The sequence below is a fragment of the Microbacterium sp. LWH10-1.2 genome (assembly GCF_038397765.1).
GTDB classification, from domain to species: domain Bacteria; phylum Actinomycetota; class Actinomycetes; order Actinomycetales; family Microbacteriaceae; genus Microbacterium; species Microbacterium natoriense.
On the sequence record NZ_CP151638.1, the window covers coordinates 3,394,763 to 3,410,869 of the forward strand.

At 69.3% G+C, this 16,107-nt stretch carries 18 protein-coding genes; 9 read left to right on the forward strand and 9 right to left on the reverse strand.

What is annotated here, in order from left to right:
• Positions 1 to 70 precede the first annotated feature (70 nt).
• The 6 genes from MRBLWH10_RS15840 (at position 71) to MRBLWH10_RS15865 (ending at position 4,356) form a co-directional block, all read left to right on the forward strand.
• A complete protein-coding gene (locus tag MRBLWH10_RS15840; protein ID WP_223587366.1) occupies positions 71 to 1,306 on the forward strand; it encodes a sensor domain-containing protein in 1,236 nt (411 codons plus the stop codon).
• Positions 1,294 to 1,932, forward strand: a complete 639-nt coding sequence (locus MRBLWH10_RS15845) for a response regulator transcription factor (RefSeq protein ID WP_105675719.1) — start codon at positions 1,294 to 1,296, stop codon at positions 1,930 to 1,932. The genes MRBLWH10_RS15840 and MRBLWH10_RS15845 overlap by 13 nt, the downstream gene beginning before the upstream one ends.
• Positions 1,933 to 2,107: 175 nt before the next feature.
• The gene (locus MRBLWH10_RS15850; RefSeq protein ID WP_341940656.1) at positions 2,108 to 2,452 is read left to right on the forward strand and encodes a PadR family transcriptional regulator; all 345 of its coding nucleotides are present in this window, start codon (positions 2,108 to 2,110) and stop codon (positions 2,450 to 2,452) included.
• 1 nt (position 2,453) lies between these two features.
• Positions 2,454 to 2,825, forward strand: coding sequence for a DUF1048 domain-containing protein (locus MRBLWH10_RS15855; protein WP_105675723.1), 372 nt, complete (start codon positions 2,454 to 2,456; stop codon positions 2,823 to 2,825).
• Complete coding sequence (locus tag MRBLWH10_RS15860) at positions 2,822 to 3,592, forward strand: ATP-binding cassette domain-containing protein (protein ID WP_341940657.1); 771 nt, start codon at positions 2,822 to 2,824, stop codon at positions 3,590 to 3,592. Before MRBLWH10_RS15855 ends, MRBLWH10_RS15860 begins: the two co-directional genes overlap by 4 nt.
• Positions 3,589 to 4,356: an ABC transporter permease gene (locus MRBLWH10_RS15865; RefSeq protein ID WP_105675727.1), complete on the forward strand. Its 768-nt coding sequence runs from the start codon at positions 3,589 to 3,591 to the stop codon at positions 4,354 to 4,356. Before MRBLWH10_RS15860 ends, MRBLWH10_RS15865 begins: the two co-directional genes overlap by 4 nt.
• A gap of 250 nt (positions 4,357 to 4,606) precedes the next feature.
• Here the strand turns inward: MRBLWH10_RS15865 and MRBLWH10_RS15870 are convergent, their stop codons facing one another.
• Genes MRBLWH10_RS15870 through MRBLWH10_RS15885 form a run of 4 tightly spaced genes read right to left on the reverse strand, consistent with a single transcriptional unit; the run spans position 4,607 to position 8,329 of the window.
• The gene (locus tag MRBLWH10_RS15870; protein ID WP_105675729.1) at positions 4,607 to 5,821 is read right to left on the reverse strand and encodes an ABC transporter permease; all 1,215 of its coding nucleotides are present in this window, start codon (positions 5,819 to 5,821) and stop codon (positions 4,607 to 4,609) included.
• Positions 5,818 to 6,525, reverse strand: a complete 708-nt coding sequence (locus MRBLWH10_RS15875) for an ABC transporter ATP-binding protein (RefSeq protein WP_341940658.1) — start codon at positions 6,523 to 6,525, stop codon at positions 5,818 to 5,820. The genes MRBLWH10_RS15870 and MRBLWH10_RS15875 overlap by 4 nt, the downstream gene beginning before the upstream one ends.
• Positions 6,525 to 7,577 carry a peptidoglycan-binding protein gene (locus MRBLWH10_RS15880; protein ID WP_341940659.1) on the reverse strand — a complete coding sequence of 351 codons (1,053 nt, stop codon included), beginning with the start codon at positions 7,575 to 7,577 and terminating at the stop codon, positions 6,525 to 6,527. The genes MRBLWH10_RS15875 and MRBLWH10_RS15880 overlap by 1 nt, the downstream gene beginning before the upstream one ends.
• A complete protein-coding gene (locus MRBLWH10_RS15885) occupies positions 7,574 to 8,329 on the reverse strand; it encodes a hypothetical protein (RefSeq protein ID WP_341940660.1) in 756 nt (251 codons plus the stop codon). The genes MRBLWH10_RS15880 and MRBLWH10_RS15885 overlap by 4 nt, the downstream gene beginning before the upstream one ends.
• A 138-nt stretch (positions 8,330 to 8,467) precedes the next feature.
• Here MRBLWH10_RS15885 and MRBLWH10_RS15890 point away from each other — a divergent pair, with 138 nt between their 5' ends.
• Positions 8,468 to 9,133 (forward strand): response regulator transcription factor, encoded by a 666-nt coding sequence (locus MRBLWH10_RS15890; protein ID WP_341940661.1) that lies wholly within the window; start codon positions 8,468 to 8,470, stop codon positions 9,131 to 9,133.
• 5 nt (positions 9,134 to 9,138) lie between these two features.
• Positions 9,139 to 10,398 (forward strand): ATP-binding protein, encoded by a 1,260-nt coding sequence (locus tag MRBLWH10_RS15895; RefSeq protein ID WP_341940662.1) that lies wholly within the window; start codon positions 9,139 to 9,141, stop codon positions 10,396 to 10,398.
• A 111-nt stretch (positions 10,399 to 10,509) separates the two neighbouring features.
• On the opposite strand, the gene MRBLWH10_RS15900 is transcribed toward MRBLWH10_RS15895, so the two are convergent.
• The 3 genes from MRBLWH10_RS15900 to MRBLWH10_RS15910 are packed head-to-tail and all read right to left on the reverse strand — an operon-like array spanning position 10,510 to position 13,719.
• Positions 10,510 to 11,439, reverse strand: a complete 930-nt coding sequence (locus MRBLWH10_RS15900; protein WP_341940663.1) for a glycine betaine ABC transporter substrate-binding protein — start codon at positions 11,437 to 11,439, stop codon at positions 10,510 to 10,512.
• The gene (locus MRBLWH10_RS15905; protein WP_341940664.1) at positions 11,432 to 12,385 is read right to left on the reverse strand and encodes a proline/glycine betaine ABC transporter permease; all 954 of its coding nucleotides are present in this window, start codon (positions 12,383 to 12,385) and stop codon (positions 11,432 to 11,434) included. The genes MRBLWH10_RS15900 and MRBLWH10_RS15905 overlap by 8 nt, the downstream gene beginning before the upstream one ends.
• The gene (locus tag MRBLWH10_RS15910; RefSeq protein ID WP_341940665.1) at positions 12,382 to 13,719 is read right to left on the reverse strand and encodes a betaine/proline/choline family ABC transporter ATP-binding protein; all 1,338 of its coding nucleotides are present in this window, start codon (positions 13,717 to 13,719) and stop codon (positions 12,382 to 12,384) included. The genes MRBLWH10_RS15905 and MRBLWH10_RS15910 overlap by 4 nt, the downstream gene beginning before the upstream one ends.
• A 324-nt stretch (positions 13,720 to 14,043) precedes the next feature.
• Here MRBLWH10_RS15910 and MRBLWH10_RS15915 point away from each other — a divergent pair, with 324 nt between their 5' ends.
• On the forward strand, positions 14,044 to 14,388 hold the full coding sequence (locus tag MRBLWH10_RS15915; RefSeq protein WP_341940666.1) for a DUF6578 domain-containing protein: 345 nt from the start codon (positions 14,044 to 14,046) through the stop codon (positions 14,386 to 14,388).
• Between the two features lie 29 nt (positions 14,389 to 14,417).
• Here MRBLWH10_RS15915 and MRBLWH10_RS15920 read toward each other — a convergent pair whose 3' ends face one another.
• Positions 14,418 to 14,759: a hypothetical protein gene (locus MRBLWH10_RS15920; RefSeq protein WP_341940667.1), complete on the reverse strand. Its 342-nt coding sequence runs from the start codon at positions 14,757 to 14,759 to the stop codon at positions 14,418 to 14,420.
• Between the two features lie 154 nt (positions 14,760 to 14,913).
• The gene (locus MRBLWH10_RS15925; RefSeq protein ID WP_341940668.1) at positions 14,914 to 16,104 is read right to left on the reverse strand and encodes a methyltransferase; all 1,191 of its coding nucleotides are present in this window, start codon (positions 16,102 to 16,104) and stop codon (positions 14,914 to 14,916) included.
• Positions 16,105 to 16,107: the final 3 nt, after the last annotated feature.

Genomic DNA, 16,107 nt, shown 5'->3' on the forward strand with positions numbered 1-16,107 from the left:
TGCGGGGCACCGGATGGATGGTGGAGCCAGCTGTACCGTGCCGGTTCGGGTTGTCCGTCAGACTGGCACAGTGAAAGATGGACGGATGCGGCGCTGGCTGCGCGACTGGGCGTTCGTCGCGGTCGACACCGCGGCATCCCTCGGCTCCCTCCTGCTCTTCTGCATCGGACTCGTCCTGCTCCCCCTGATGCTCATCACGGGCGGAGTCCTGCTGCTGCCGCAGTTCGTGCGGATCCTGCACAGGTGGAGCGATGTGAACCGCCGCCGCGTGGGGCGCTACCGGGGTGAGGACATCCCGTCGCCGGGCGGGACCCTGCACCGCGGCGCGACCATCGACGAGCGCCTGCGCTTCTCGTTCTCCCCCGCCGCGGGCCGCGAAGCCCTCTGGCTCACGGTGCACGCGCTGCCGATGATGTTCGTGTCGATCGTGACGATCGCGCTCCCCATCGGCGTGGTCCAGTCGCTCGCCATCCCGTTCTACTGGCAGCTCGCTCCGGCCGACGAGCCGATCGTGTTCGCCTTCCCCGTCACGTCCTGGCAGTCCGCGGCTCTCATGCCGCTGGTCGGCGTCATCTACGGCCTCATCTCGTGGGCGCTGATCCCCGCCATTGCCCGTCTCTTCTCCCTGATCTCGGCGCGGATGCTCACAGCCCCCCGCCGGTCTCTGCTCGCCGAGCGGGTCGACGCCCTGACCCTGAGCCGCGCCGCCGCGCTCGACGCTCACGGCGCCGAGCTGCGGAGGATCGAGCGCGACCTGCACGACGGCGCGCAGAACCGGCTGGTGAACGTCGTCATGATGCTCGGCATCGCGGAGCGCGCCCTCGAGACCGGCGCGACGGATGCCGTCGAGCAGGTGCGCCGCGCGCAGGATGCCGCGACGGACGCCCTCGCGGGACTCCGCCGCACGGTGCACGACATCTATCCGCCGATCCTCGACGAGCTCGGACTCGAAGGAGCGCTCGCGTCCCTCGCCGGACGCAGCGCCGTGCCGTGCACGCTGGAGTCGTCAGACGTGGGCCGGGTGCCGGCGGCCGTGGAGTCGGCGAGCTACTTCGTCGTCGCCGAGGCCCTCACCAACGTGAACAAGTACAGCGACGCGGCGAGCGCGTCCGTGCGGGTGCGACGCGACGGCGACCTGTTGGAGATCACCGTCACGGACGACGGCGGCGGTGGGGCGATCGAACGCCCCGGCGGAGGTCTCGCCGGCATCCGACGACGCATCGAGGCGTTCGAGGGCACGATGGACCTGACGAGCCCCGCGGGCGGGCCGACGACTCTGAGAGCGGAGATGCTGTGCGGATCGTGATCGCGGAGGACGACACCCTGCTCCGGGAGGGGCTGGCGCTGCTGCTGCGCAGCGAGGGCTTCGACGTGGTCGCGGCCGTCGACAACGGCGACGACTTCCTGGCGCTGCTCGAGGATGCCGACGCCGCCGTCCTCGACGTGCGGATGCCGCCGACCTTCACCAGTGAGGGCCTGAAGGCGGCGGCGGAGGCACGCCGCCGTCGCCCCGGCTTCCCCGTGCTCGTCCTCTCCGCCTACGTGGAGGACCGCTACGCCGGTGAGCTGCTCGCGGCGGGCGCCGACGGGCTGGGCTACCTGCTCAAGGAGCGGGTGGGCAAGGTCGCCTCGTTCGTCGACGCCCTGCGCCGCGTGGCGGCGGGCGGGACGGTCATGGACCCCGAGGTCATCTCCCAGCTCATGAGCCGACGCCGTGCCGATGATCCGGTGCAGACGCTCACTCCGCGCGAGCGGGAGGTGCTCGGGCTCATGGCCGAGGGTCTCGACAACCTCACGATCGCGAGCCGGCTGTTCGTCACCGAGACCGCGGTGAGCAAGCACATCGGCAACATCTTCGCGAAGCTCGGTCTCGCCGCCAGCGACAGCGGACACCGTCGCGTGCTCGCCGTCCTGGCGTACCTGCGCAGCTGACGGCATCCGCCCTCCCCTTCGCCGCCTGCGGAGGTCTCTCCTGCGACCCTTCGAGCTCGTCGAAAGAAGTTCGGTATTCGGTGTTGCTAAGTACCGGTACTCAGTGTTACTTTGTACTGGTACCCAGCAACACTGAGTACCGAAGACCGAGACAGAAGAGAGAAAGGAGGACCTGATGGGCAAGCAGATGACCGAGATGCTCAAGGGCACTCTGGAGGGCATCGTTCTGGCCCTCCTCGCCGAGCAGCCGGCATACGGGTACGAGATCACCACACGAATCCGCGACCACGGGTTCACCGACATCGCCGAGGGCACGATCTACGCACTCCTCGTGCGCATCGAGCAGAAGAACCTCGTCGACGTCGAGAAGGTTCCGAGCGAGAAGGGCCCGCCCCGCAAGGTGTACACCCTGAACGCGCAGGGCCGGCAGGAGCTCGACGAGTTCTGGAAGACCTGGGACTTCCTCAAGACGCATATCGAACAGCTGAACAGCACGAACACACACGACAAGGAGAACTGACATGGCCGCGAAGTGGATCGAGATGATCACCGGATCGCTCGAAGAGAAGAAGCAGTACAAGCAGGCGCAGGCCCGCATCAACGCCCTCCCCGAGCCGTATCGCGAGATGGCCAAGGCCCAGCAGCGCTACAACATGTACTACGGGGGCATCACCGACGGCGACACCATCGTGAAGATGTTCCTCGACATCGCCGACATGTGGGAGCGGGCCGCACTCGACGGCACTCCCGTCAGCGCGATCGTCGGCGACGACCCGGTCGAGTTCGCGGAGAACTACGCCGCGGCCTACGGCGGACGACAGTGGATCGACAAGGAGCGCGGGCGCCTCATCAAGGCGTTCGACGACGCGAAGAAGAAGGAGAACCGATCATGACCACCCCCGCCATCTCGGTGCGCGGCATCGAGAAGTCCTACAAGGACCTGCACGTGCTCCGCGGCGTCGACTTCGAGGTCGCCTCCGGGTCGATCTTCGCGCTGCTCGGCTCCAACGGCGCCGGCAAGACCACCATGGTCCGCATCCTCTCCACCCTGCTGAAGTCGGATGCCGGCACCGCCACGGTGCAGGGCGTCGACGTCGCCGCAGACCCCCTCAAGGTGCGCGAGTCGATCAGCCTCACCGGCCAGTTCGCCGCGGTCGACGATATCCTCACCGGACACGAGAACCTCGTGCTCGTCGCGAAGCTGCGGCACCTGAAGAACCCGGGCGCCGTCGCTGACGACCTGCTCGCGAAGTTCCGACTGACGGATGCCGGGTCCCGCAAGGTCGGCACCTACTCCGGCGGCATGCGCCGCCGGCTGGACATCGCGATGAGTCTGGTCGGACACCCCGAGGTCATCTACCTCGACGAGCCGACCACCGGCCTCGACCCCGAGGCGCGCATCGAGGTGTGGGACGTCGTCCGCTCCCTCGCCGACAGCGGCACCACGGTGCTGCTCACCACGCAGTACCTCGACGAGGCCGAACAGCTCGCCGACCGCATCGCGATCCTCCACGAGGGCCGCATCATCGCCAACGGCACCCTCGCCGACCTCAAGAAGCTGCTCCCCGCAGCCACGGTCGAGTACGTCGAGAAGCAGCCGACCCTCGAGGAGATCTTCCTCACGCTGGTCGGCACCACCGGAAAGGAGAACGCAGCATGAGCACGCACTTCGTCGCCGACACCGCGACGCTCACCGGCCGCTCCATGCGGCACATCTTCCGCAGCGCCGACACCATCATCACCACGGCGGTCACCCCGATCGCGCTGATGCTGCTGTTCGTGTACGTCTTCGGCGGAGCCCTCAAGCAGAGCACCGGCACCGAGAACTACGTCAACTACCTGCTCCCCGGCATCCTGCTGATCGCGATCGCGTCGGGCATCGCCTACACGGCGTTCCGGCTGTTCACCGACATGCAGTCGGGCATCTTCGAGCGGTTCCACTCCATGCCGATCGCCCGATCGAGCGTGCTGTGGGCGCATGTGCTCACCTCGCTCGTCGCGAACGGCATCACCCTGGCGATCATCTTCGCTGTCGGCTTCCTCATGGGCTTCCGTACAGGGGCGAGCGTGTTCGCGTGGCTCGGGGTCATCGGCATCCTGCTGCTGTTCACCCTCGCGCTCACCTGGCTCGCGATCATCGCGGGGCTCAGCGCGAAGACGACCGACGGAGCGAGCGCCTTCTCGTACCCGCTCATCTTCCTGCCGTTCATCAGCTCGGCCTTCGTGCCCACCGACACGATGCCGGGGCCGGTGCGCTGGTTCGCCGAGAACCAGCCGGTGACCTCGATCGTCAACACGATCCAGGCGCTGTTCGCCGAGAAGCCCGTCGGGAACGACATCTGGGTGGCACTCGCCTGGTGCGTCGGCATCCTCGTCGTCGGCTACGTGTTCGCGATCATCGCCTACCGCAAGAAGATCAGTTGACCTCGCTCAGCGAGACGGAACGCTCCGCCCGGGGATACTCCCCGGACGGGGCGTTTCGCCGCGCTCGGCGGCGTGCGGTCACGTCCCGCCCGGTCGGGTCGCGACACGTCGGGTCTGGTCGCGTCGTGTCCCGACGCGTCGGGAGGAGAACTCGCGTTCGGGCTGAGACCTGAGCCGGATTCCTCAGCCCGAGAAAGAGATCTCCTCCCGAACACGCGCTCACCCCGTGCGGAGAGCGGATGCCGCGGCCTCACACCGTCCGCAGGGCCGTGGTCGGCGACAGCCGCGCCGCGCTCACGGCGGGGTAGAGGCCGGCGACGACGCCGACCGCGAGCGCCACGAGCGGCCCGCCGACCAGCACGACGAGCGGTATCGACGCCGCCTGCCCCTGGATCGCGGCGTAGACGAACACCCCGACCCCGCCGAGCAGCATGCCGACCAGTCCGCCGAGCCCGCCCAGCACCAGAGCCTCGCCGACGAACTGCCCCGCGATCTGCCCCGAGCGTGCGCCGAGCGCCCGTCGCAGCCCGATCTCCCCTCGACGCTCCAGCACGGCGACCACCATGGTGTTCGCGATGCCGATCCCGCCGACCAGCAGCGCGATCGCCGCGAGGCCGACCGCGAGGCCCGACAGCGAGTCGTCCGCGGTCTCCCGGGCTCCGGCGAGATCGCCGAGTCCCATGACCTGCACGTAGTCGGATGCCGGGTTGGCTGCGCGCGCGACGGCGTCGCGCACATCCGCTCCCGTCCCGCCGTCCGCCATCCGGACGTAGATCGACGCGATGGTGTTCTTCTCGCCATCCGCCGACACGTGCTCAGCGGCCCAGCGGTCGCCGAGGAACGCCGAGGCGTCGATCGACTCGGCGAGACCCGCCGAGTCCAGGATGCCGATCACCGTGTACCACTGCTCACCGATCCACACCCGCACACCGGGCTCGGTGATCCCCATGCGCGCCGCCGCCGCGGCTCCGAGCACCGTGACCGGAAGGGAGCGCGTCGACTCGTCGAACCACTCCCCCTCGGCCACCGACCCCTCCACCGACGACAGGAAGTCCGGGCTCGCCGCGTACGCCGTCAGCCCGTTGCCCTGACTCTTCGCGATCAAGTCGTTGCGGTACACGCCGATCCCGTCGGGCACGCTCTGCAGCACGCCGACCTCCTCGACGCCGTCGACCCGGTCGATCATGCCCGCGGCCGACTGGGGCAGCGGCACCGGCTTGTCATCGGGACCGTATCCCGGCTGGACGACGAGCATGTCGGCGCCGAGCGCGTCGAGCTTGGCGAGCAGCGCCGCCTGATTCGACGCCGCGATACCCGTGATCGCGGTGAGAGCCGCGATCCCGACCGCCACGCCGAGCGCCGAGAGCGCCGTGCGCATCTTGCGGCTGCGTGGACCGATGAGCGCGGTGCGGATGCTGTCGAGCGCGCTGAGCCTCGGCATCCTCTCCCCTGAACGCCGCTTCATCGTGCTGCTCCTTCCAGGACCAGGGCCCCGGTGTCGCTGAGGATGCGCCCGTCGTGGATGCTCACCTGACGCTGCGTGCGGGCGGCGATGTGCGCATCGTGGGTGATGATCACCACTGCGGTTCCGGCCTCGGAGATGGAGGTGAGCAGCTCGAGGATGCGCTCGCCCGTGGTCGAGTCCAGGGCGCCGGTCGGCTCGTCGGCGAACAGCACCGACGGATCGCCGACGACCGCCCTGGCGATCGCGACGCGCTGCTGCTCGCCGCCCGACAGCTGACCGGGCCGGTGCCGCATGCGCGCACCCAGCCCCACCCGTTCGAGTGCGACCGCGGCCCTCGACGCCCGCTCCGCCGCAGGCACCCCGGAGTAGAGCAGCCCGAGCGCGACGTTGTCGAGCGCGCTCAGCGCCGGCAGCAGGAAGAACTGCTGGAAGACGAACCCGATCCGCCGTGCGCGCAGGGCGGCGCGCTCGCGCTCCCCCAGCCTCGCGACGTCCGTGCCGTCGATCAGCACGGTGCCGCTCGTCGGATCGTCGAGGGTGCCCATGATCGCGAGCATCGTGCTCTTGCCCGATCCCGACGCCCCCACCACCGACACGAGCTCACCGCTCCCGATGGCCAGGTCGACCCCGTGCAGCACGCGCAGCGGCGGGCTGCCCGGATACTCCTTGACGACGTCGACCAGCTCGACGACCGTTCCGGGCATCACTGGGCCACCACCACGGCGTCGCCCTCGGCGAGGTCTCCCCCGACGATCTGCACCCGGGCGTCGGCGATCAGCCCGACCTCGACCGCCACCCGCTCGACCTTCCCGTTCTTGCGGAGCACGTCGACCGCATAGCCGCCGTCGGCGGTGGCGACCAGCGCGGTCACCGGGACCACGAGCGCGTCCTTGACCTCGTCGGCCGCGAGCACGACCTTCACGGCACGAAGGCCGATGCCCTGCGCGGCCGCGGGGTCGGCCAGATCGACCAGCGCGGTGGGCGGCGTCGTCTCGCCCTCCTTCTCCGTCGGCTGCCCGCCGGGGTCGATCGACGTGATCGTCGCCGGAACCTCGGTGCCGTCGGGGAGCACGACCTTCACCGCCGTCCCCGGCAGGATCTCCCTCGCCTGCGCATCCGTGAGCTTCGCCACCACGCGCAGGGTCGTGCCCGTGTAGCTGAGCGGGCTGGAGCCGGCGGGGTCGCCGAGGTGGGCCTTCACCGCATCGACCCGCACCGAGGCATCGGCGATCGCGACGACATCCCCCAGCTTCACGACGCCGTCCTTCGCCATCCCCAGCGACTTCTGCCAGGCCTTGACCGCAGCCTCCGTGACCTGCGTGAACTCGTCGTCGACCGTCAGGTTCTTGCCGAAGCCGAGGTCGGCGAGCGCCTGCTCCAGCTGACGCACGTCGGGCCCCTTCTCCACACCCAGGCCGAGATCCCGCCAGAACGGCCGGTCGCCGCGCACCGCGATCACCGGCTTGCCGTCGACCTCGTAGAGCGCCTGACCGACGCCCACCACATCGCCGGCCTTCGGCAGACGGGTGACGGTGCCTCCGCGCCCGGGGAGGTCGATGGATGCGCCGTAGCTGAGGCTGCCGTTCAGACGCAGGTCGGAGGTGAGCGTGGTGAGCTCGGCGATGGCCGTGACCGGCTTCTTGCCCTCGTCAGGACTCTCGGCGGCGGACTGCCAGGGCTGCAGCACGGCGAGCGCCACCCCCGCAGCGGCGACGAGCGCGAGGGGCGTCAGCACCCAGGCCACCCGGCGGCTCATTCGCCGCCCTCCGCGGGAACGACGGTCGTCGCCATGAACCCGCCCTCGAAGAACTCGCTCACCACGGCGAACCAGTCGAAGTCGAGCGCCTCGATGCTCTTCTGGGAGATCGCCGGCGGCATCTCGCCCATCGCGTCCTTGCACGACGTGAGCAGCTCCCTGGCCTCGTCTTCGGTGATGCCCGCCGGGAGCTCCAGCATGCCGTCGGCATCCGGATCAGCGAAGTCCGCGTACCCGTTCTCCCTGGCGCACTCGGCGAACTTCAGGCTCGCCTCGATCATGTCCTTCGCGGAGAACGCCTTGGCGCCCTCGGCCATCGACATGTCCGGTTCGGGCTGCGAGAACTCCGGGACCTTCTTCTCGCAGGTCTCCCACGCCTCCCGCTGGCCGCCGTCCTCCGGGTAGCCGTCTGCGGTGGTCGACGCCAGCCACATGCCGTCCTCGTCGGTCGTGACCATGGTCATGCCGAGGTTCTCGCCCTCTCCCGTGCTGAGCGTCGCCGACCCGCTGTCCATGCTCTCCATCGGGGAGTCGCCGGGAGCATCGGGCATGAGCATGCCCACCTGCCCGCCCTCGAGGATCTTCGCCGTCTGCCCCTCCCCGGTGAGGCATGTCACGAAACGCGCCGCTGCGGCGTCGTTCGCGGCATCCCCCTTGCCCTGTCCCTCCGGAGCCGCGCAGGCGGCGAGCACGATGACCGCCGCGATGGCGGGGATCACCGCCAAGGTACGGCGCTTCTTCACATCGACCATGACATTTCCCTTTCTCCCGGCCGCGGCTCGTCCACGACTCCGCAGTCAGTTCTATGGAGGCGGTGGTTTGCTGTCGGTATGACGGCTCCTAACCGGAAACTAACCGCGGCCCCCGCACCCTCGGATGAGGGAGGTGCCATGCGGCTGCTGCTGGTGGAGGACGAAGTCGATCTGGCCGACACGCTGGCCGACGGCCTGCGCCGAGAGGGATACCTCGTGGACGTCGCGCGCGACGGCGCGAGCGCGCTGACAGCGGCCGCGGCATCCGACGTCGACGTGATCTTGCTCGATCGCGACCTGCCTGTGCTGCACGGGGATGCCGTCTGCCGCACCCTCGTGGCGCAGGGGTATCCGGCGCGGATCCTCATGCTCACCGCCGCGGGCGCCCTCACCGACCGCGTCGAGGGCCTCGACCTCGGCGCGGACGACTACCTCGCCAAGCCCTTCGCCTACGTGGAGCTGCTCGCGCGCATCCGCTCCCTCGCCCGCCGCACGCAGACGACGCGGCAGAGCGCGGTGCGCGAGTTCGCCGGGATCCGGCTCGACGTGGCCCGGCGCATCGCGGAGCGGGAGGGGATGCCGATCCGGCTCACCCTCAAGGAGTTCGGGGTGCTGGAGACGCTGCTCACCGCCGAGGGCGGATACGTGAGCGCGGAGGAGCTGCTCGACGAGGTGTGGGACGAGCCGCTCGAACGGACCCGCGGCGTCGTCAAGATCGTGGTGCACACGCTGCGCCGCAAGCTCGGAGAGCCGGCCGTCATCCACTCGGCGGCCGGCCACGGATACCGGATGGGAACGTCATGAGACGCATGAGCTTCCGCACCAGGCTGGTGCTGATCATCACCGCGGTGTTCATCGCGGCGGGCGCCGCCCTGCTCGCCGTGCAGTACCTGGTCGTGCAGCAGCTGTTCGCCTCTGCCATCTCGTTGACGACGCAGAGCTGCGTGCCCGCGAGCACCCTGACCGACAGCACCGACGTCACCGGGACGACCGCGCCTGAGGGCGCCGTCCCCTTCTCCACCTTCGGGTCGACGGACAGCGCGACCATCACCGGCTGCGCCTATTTCGAGGAGGTCGCGCAGGCGATACCCGCATCGACTCCCGCCCAGACCGTGGCGGTCGACTCGGTCGGCGGCGCGGTGCTGCAGCAGTCGACCTTCCTCGCCGACGAGGTGGGCGGCGGCCTGCTGCTGTGGTCGGCGGTGACCCTCCTGGCGTTCACCGGGGTGGCCGCCGCGATCGCGTTCTGGCTCGCCCGGCGCTCCCTCGACCGCATCGGCGAGGTCACCGCCACCGCACGCGACATCTCCGAGCGCGACCTCGGACGACGCCTCGACCTCCCCGGCCCCGACGACGAGATCAAGGAGCTCGGCGACACGATCGACGGCATGCTCGACCGCCTGGAGTCGGCGTTCGCCGCGCAGGACCGCTTCGTCGCGAACGCCTCCCACGAACTGCGGACCCCGCTCACGACCACCCGCACCGCACTGGAGATCCCGCTGGCCCAGGGCGACGTCCCGGAGGGGCTGGAGCCCAACATGCGCAGGGCCCTTCGTGCCACCGAGCAGAGCGAACGGCTCATCACCGCGCTCCTCACGCTCGCCCGCTCCCGCACCGACCTCGAGCACGTCGAGCACGTCGAGGTCGACAGCGTCGTCTCGGCGGAGATCGAGGAGCTCGCGGTGAACGACGTGACGCTGCACGCGGACCTCTCGGCGGCGTCGATCGACGGAGACGGGATGCTGATCGCCAGGGCCGTGCGCAACCTGCTGGAGAACGGCATCCGCCACAATGTGACGGACGGCGAGCTGTGGGTGCGCGTGCGCCGCGGCAAGGATCGCGTCGTCGTCGAGGTCGAGAACACCGGCGACCCCATCGCGCCGGCGACGCTCGCGCTGCTCACCGAGCCCTTCTACCGAGGAGACGCGACGCGCACGTCGACCGGTCCGGACGGCACAGGGCTGGGCCTCGCGATCGTGCAGAGCGTCGCGGAGAAGCACGGCGGAACCCTGCATCTCACCGCGCGCCCCGGCGGTGGCCTGATCGCCGCCCTCTCCCTCCCCGCCTAGCGCCTCAGCGCTGTTGAGGGGTCAAGAAGTGCCGCCTCCCACTCCCCGGAGGCGGCACTTCTTGACCCCTCGACGCAAGATCGAGCGTGCGCGAGCGCGAGGGAGTGGGCGTCAGTCGACGACCCAGCCCAGGCGGTCGCCGTTCTGCTCGAGCCAGGCGTCGACGGCATCCGCTTCCTTGCCCTCGCCGTACTGGTTGACGACGAGGTCCTCCAACGAGCCGTACTGCTCGTCGTCCAGACGGATCTTCTCGATGAGCGCTGCGGCCTCGGGGAACTCCTTCGCGAAGCCCTTCGTGCCGAGGAAGTGCAGCCCCTCGGCCTCGCCCATCGCGCCCTTCGGATCCTCGAGATCCTTCACGGGGAACGCGTCGTTGGCCCAGAAGGGGCGCCACAGCGTGACCACGATGTCCTCCTGCTTCTCGGTCGCGGCCTTCAGCTCGGTGAGCATGGCAGCGGTCGAGGAGGTGAGCAGCGAGTACTCGCCGTCCAGCCCGTAGGCCGACAGCATCTTGACCGTCTGCTTCGTGAGACCCGCACCGGGCTCGATGCCGACGATCTTGCCTCCGAAGTCCGCGCCCTTGCCCGCGAGGTCCTCGATCGAGTCGATGTCGGAGTACTCCGGCACGGCGATCGTGAGCTTCGCGTTGTCGTAGTACGCCCCGAGGTCTTCGATCGAGTCGGCGTACTTGGTCATGTACTCGGCGTGCGTCAGCTCGGGCCAGGCCGACGGGTAGAGGTCGACGTCGCCCTGAGCGAGTCCCGCGTAGAGCGGCCCCGCCTCGGTGAGCGTCTTCATCTTCACGTCGTAGCCGAGCTTGCCGAGCTGGTCCTGCAGCAGGTACGCGGTGCTGAGGCCGTCGGTCCAGCTGGGCAGGTACCCGAGCGTGATGGTGCCCTTGTCTCCCGTGCTCTCCCCACCGGTCGACCCGCCGCCGGTGAGGCCGCTGGTGCCTCCGGCGCCGTCTGTCGCGCAGCCGACGAGGGCGAGGGATGCCGCGGCGACGAGGGCCGCGGAGATGAGGATCCTGTTCTTAGGCATTCTGCAGCTCCTTCTCTTCGGCGGGCGTCTCGGGCTCAGCGGCGGTTCCGGCTGCGGATGCCGCGTCTGCGCTCTCGGCGGAGCGGCGGTGGGCCAGCATCCAGAGCAGCGACGAGGGGTTCTGTCCCACCGAGCCGAGGGAGGCGGTGACGCGGTCGAGGAAGACGGCGATGAGCACGACGCCCAGACCGGCCTCGACGCCCTTGGCGATGTTGACGGTGGAGATCGCCTCGACGACCATCTTCCCGAGGCCGTCGGCCCCGGCCATACCGGCGATCACGGCCATCGAGAGGGCCAGCATGATCACCTGGTTCACTCCGGCGAGGATCGTCGGCATCGCGAGCGGAAGCTGGATGCCGCGCAGGATCTGCGCGGGGGTCGCGCCGAAGGCCTGACCGGCCTCGACGGTCTCGGAGTCGACCCCGCGGATGCCGAGCTCGGTGAGTCGCACGCCAGGGGGCAGGGCGAAGATGACGGTCGCAACGAGACCCGGCACCACGCCGATGCTGAAGAACACGATCGCGGGGATCAGGTACACGAACGCGGGCATGGTCTGCATGAAGTCGAGCACCGGCTTCAGCACCGCACGCACGGTCGGGTTGCGGGCCGACCAGATGCCGAGCGGGATCGCGATCAGCACCGCGACGATCGCGGCGACGAGCACCAGTGCCAGCGTCTGCATGGCGGGCACCCACAGGCCCATCGCGACGATGAGACCGAAGGAGATCACGGTCCCGATCGCGAGCTGCCAGGAGCGCACGAGCCACGCGATGAGGGCCGCCACGGCGATCACGACGAAGAAGTACGGCAGCAGCAGGAGGTACGTGAGGCCCTCGACGAGCGACGTCACGACGAACGAGACGACTCCGAGGAGACCGTCGAGGTTGTCCTTGATCCAGTCGACGGCGGATTCGACCCACGTGCCGACGGGGAGATGGAAGTTCATCGGGTGGCCTCCTCGGCGCTGTCATCCGTGCGTTCGAGTCCGCGCTCCACGACGGGGAACGTCGCGGGCTCCGCGGTCCAGCCGTCGTCGAGCACGGCGTCGATCTCGGCCTGCGGCATCGGCATGAGCGGCAGGGTGAGCTCTCCCGTCGCGCCGGGGCCGGGGCCCAGGGCGGCGAGGAGGGTGACGCGGGGGATGACTCCGACCAGGCGGCCGGCGGCATCCGTCACCGCGAGCGGCACGGGGGACTCGACCGAGGGGATGAAGAGGTTCATCAGCACCTCGTCCTCGTTCACGGCGAGCGGCACCGGCTTGAGGATCGAGTCCAGCGTGGTGATGCCCTTGCGCACGAGCTTCACGGCATCGCGGTCGGTCACGATGCCGACGAGCTGGCGGTCGCGGCCGACCACGTACGTCGCCGACATGTAGGCGTCGCGCATCTGGCGGAGCGCCGTGCGGGGGCCGGCGGTGTGCGCCACGACGGGACGAGGGCGCTCCATGACGTTCGCGGCGGTGAGCACACGGGCACGGTCGACGTCCTGCACGAACTGCTCGACGTAGTCGTTCGCAGGGTCGGTGAGGATGTCCTCCGGCGTGCCGATCTGCACGATGCGGCCGTCGCGCATGACCGCGATCCGGTCGCCGAGGAACATCGCCTCGTTGAGGTCGTGCGTGATGAACACGATCGTCTTCTGGAGCTTCTGCTGCAGTTCGAGCAGCTGCTCCTGCATCTCGCGGCGGATCAGCGGATCGAGCGCGCTGAACGCCTCGTCCATCAGCAGGATGTCGGTGTCGGCGGCGAGCGCGCGGGCGATGCCGACGCGCTGCTGCATGCCGCCGGAGAGCTCGGAGGGCAGCTTGTCGCCCTGGCCTTCGAGACCCACGAGGGTCAGGATCTCCTCGGCCTTCGCGAGACGCTCGCCCCTGGGCATCCCCTTGAGCTCCAGCGGATAGGCGACGTTCGCGGCGACCGTGCGGTGCGGGAGCAGGGCGAAGTGCTGGAACACCATCGAGATGCGGTCGCGGCGGATCTCCCGCAGCCGCGAGGTCGGGATGCCGGTGATCGGGTCTCCCGCGACGATGACGCTGCCGTCGGTCGCCTCGTGCAGCCCGTTGAGCATGCGGATGATGGTGGACTTGCCGGAGCCGGACAGCCCCATGATGACGAAGATCTCACCGCGGTTCACGGTGAAGCCGGCGTCGATGACGGCGGCGGTTCCCGCGTCGACGACGTCGGTGCGGCTCTCTCCGGACTTCAGTCGACGGACGGCCTGGTTCGGGTTCTTCCCGAAGACCTTGTACAGATGGCGCGCTTCAAGTGCGATTTCGGACACGTTTCCCCCGCGGCGCGCCCTGTGGGGCGAGCCCGCTTCGGTTACGCCCGGGTGACGTTCACGGGGCCGTTTCGAGTGCTTCGCTGTGGCGGCGCTGGCGAGGGATTTCGGATCCCTCGCAGAGAACATCGACCGTACGCCCGCGCCTCTTCGCAGCACAGCACATCGAAAGAAGGACGCGGCCGCGGACTGATCTTGGGCCGTCAGGCCCTCAACCCAACCTAACGAAATGGCCGGTCAGGGACAAATCCGCAATTCTGATCACTGTTCGGTTTCGTCGGCTGACCGGGGGATTGAACGGGGTGGACGAGTATGGTCTCCCCCATGAGGATCTGGCTGTCGGCGTGGGAGTGGTCGTGCTGCGGAGAGCCGTTCGAGACCGGCTCGGAGGTCACGCTGGGCGTCAGCACAGAGGTCGGAGAATGGTTCGGGAAGACCCTGGGCGAGGTGTTCGCGAACTCCCTCGACGGCGTCGAGATGCACCACGAAGACGATCCGCTCCCGCAGGTCACGGGGATCGTGACGAGCATCGCGGCAGTCTGGCGGCGGCACGAGAACGGCGGCCGGATCACCGATCCCGCGAACCTCGACCCGATCCCGCGAGTCCCCTGGCGCGAGGAGGGACGAAGGCCCGCCGGCTACCTCGTCGACCTGGACGTCTCGCACTGATCGCCGACGCCGCCCACCGCGGCCCGCGATCAGTCGGGCAGCAGCCGTTTCGTGAGCGCCTGGACGTCGCCGTCGAGGCCGTCCAACCGATGCTCGACCCGATCGAGCCGCTTCTCGATGCCGACGAACCGACGATCCATCTCGCCGAAGCGTCGATCGACTTCCTCGAACCGTCGATCCACCTGCTCGAACCGATGATCCACGCTCTCGAATCGGACGATCATCTCCGTCTGCAGGCCCTCGATCTTCGTGTTCACCGTGGCGAACTGCGCGGAGATCGTGCGCATCATCAACTGCGTGGACAGCGCGATCGTTCCGGTGAGGGCTGCGGCGAGGATGCCGAGCGCGGTCCATATCTGAGGTTCTGTCACGGTGAGCACCTTTCCATCCTCCGGGCTGAGGGCTTCAGATTGCCAGCCATCGAAGTGAGGGAAAGTCCCTGTCAGAGGAGAATTCCGGATGCTGTGGAGAACTCGCGGGATGGCTCGATTGTGAAGGACGAGTGGGGTGTTCTGCAGAGAGCGATCAGCGCCGGATGCTGCGGGTCACCGTGAACTTCGGGGTGCGCAGCACCTGCTCCGTCTCGCCGATCAGCCGCGACAGCTCCGCCCGGTATCCGAGGGAGGAGTTGTACACGGTCCACAGCTCGCCGCCGGGGCGCAGCATCCGCGCCGCCGCCTCGAACAACCGGGTCGCCGCCCCGGTGTGGATGCTGGCGCCGAGGTGGAACGGCGGGTTCAGCAGCACGACGTCCGCGCTCGCATCGGCCAGAGCCGAACCGGCATCGTCGTGGGTGACCGCGATGCGGTCGGCGAGCGCGTTCGCCTCGACGGTCGCTCGCGCCGATGCCACGGCGGACGCCGAGCGGTCCGTCGCGATCACCCGCGCCCCCGGATGGGCGAGCGCGTAGGAGACCGCGAGCACGCCGGTGCCGCAGCCCAGGTCGATCACGGTCGGCGCCCCGTTCACAACTCCGCAAGATCGGGAAGAATCCCGGCCTTCAGGGTCGATATCAGCGATTGCGGGGCCGTTCTTGCTGAGTTGTGAACCGAATCCGGCGAGGGCGTCGAGCAGCACACGGGTGCCGATGTCGATCCGGGAGCCGGCGAACGCCCCGCCGTGCGCGACGACCGTGAGGCCGCCGTGCACCGTCGACACCGGGAACGGCGCGGCCGCGGGAGCCGGCAGAGGCGCGGAGGCCACGATCAGCCGGGACTTCCGCTCCGCCCGCTGCGGCTGCACCTCCGCGAAGCGCCGAGCGAGCACGTCGTTCTGCGCGAGGGTCATGTGCTTGACCCGCCCTCCGGCCACCAGAACGACGTCGGGCGCGGCCCAGCGGGCCACGGCATCCGTGATCTCCTCCAGCTCCGCGAGCGCCTTGGGCAGCTGCAGCAGCACGAGCCGCGCGCCGTCGAGCAGCGAGCGGTCGAGCTCGTGCGACGCGAATCCGCTCAGCCCCAGCTCCTCGGCGTTGCGCAGCAGGGCGCGCCGCCCCGTCGCGAGGTCCTGGTGCACGCGCACGCCGGTGCGACCGGCATCCGTCAGCGCCAGCGTGATCGCGCCGTACTCGTCGCCGATGACCGCGATCTTCTCGCCGGCGATGCCGAGCGCGAGCGCCCTCTCCACGAGCAGCAGGTCGGTGGCGTCGTGGGCCTGGAGGTTCTCGGCCTCGACGTCGGGCCACCGCCGCAGGCGGTCGTAGGGGAAGTCGGGCACGTC

What these genes read in the sequence shown, in the direction of transcription:
- MRBLWH10_RS15850 (WP_341940656.1), top strand. Translation starts at nt 2,108, where the DNA reads ATGGGCAAGCAGATGACCGAGATGCTCAAGGGCACTCTGGAGGGCATC.
- MRBLWH10_RS15855 (WP_105675723.1), top strand. Translation starts at nt 2,454, where the DNA reads ATGGCCGCGAAGTGGATCGAGATGATCACCGGATCGCTCGAAGAGAAG.
- MRBLWH10_RS15860 (WP_341940657.1), top strand. Translation starts at nt 2,822, where the DNA reads ATGACCACCCCCGCCATCTCGGTGCGCGGCATCGAGAAGTCCTACAAG.
- MRBLWH10_RS15865 (WP_105675727.1), top strand. Translation starts at nt 3,589, where the DNA reads ATGAGCACGCACTTCGTCGCCGACACCGCGACGCTCACCGGCCGCTCC.
- MRBLWH10_RS15870 (WP_105675729.1), bottom strand. Translation starts at nt 5,821, where the DNA reads ATGAAGCGGCGTTCAGGGGAGAGGATGCCGAGGCTCAGCGCGCTCGAC.
- MRBLWH10_RS15875 (WP_341940658.1), bottom strand. Translation starts at nt 6,525, where the DNA reads ATGCCCGGAACGGTCGTCGAGCTGGTCGACGTCGTCAAGGAGTATCCG.
- MRBLWH10_RS15880 (WP_341940659.1), bottom strand. Translation starts at nt 7,577, where the DNA reads ATGAGCCGCCGGGTGGCCTGGGTGCTGACGCCCCTCGCGCTCGTCGCC.
- MRBLWH10_RS15885 (WP_341940660.1), bottom strand. Translation starts at nt 8,329, where the DNA reads ATGGTCGATGTGAAGAAGCGCCGTACCTTGGCGGTGATCCCCGCCATC.
- MRBLWH10_RS15890 (WP_341940661.1), top strand. Translation starts at nt 8,468, where the DNA reads ATGCGGCTGCTGCTGGTGGAGGACGAAGTCGATCTGGCCGACACGCTG.
- MRBLWH10_RS15895 (WP_341940662.1), top strand. Translation starts at nt 9,139, where the DNA reads ATGAGCTTCCGCACCAGGCTGGTGCTGATCATCACCGCGGTGTTCATC.
- MRBLWH10_RS15900 (WP_341940663.1), bottom strand. Translation starts at nt 11,439, where the DNA reads ATGCCTAAGAACAGGATCCTCATCTCCGCGGCCCTCGTCGCCGCGGCA.
- MRBLWH10_RS15905 (WP_341940664.1), bottom strand. Translation starts at nt 12,385, where the DNA reads ATGAACTTCCATCTCCCCGTCGGCACGTGGGTCGAATCCGCCGTCGAC.
- MRBLWH10_RS15915 (WP_341940666.1), top strand. Translation starts at nt 14,044, where the DNA reads ATGAGGATCTGGCTGTCGGCGTGGGAGTGGTCGTGCTGCGGAGAGCCG.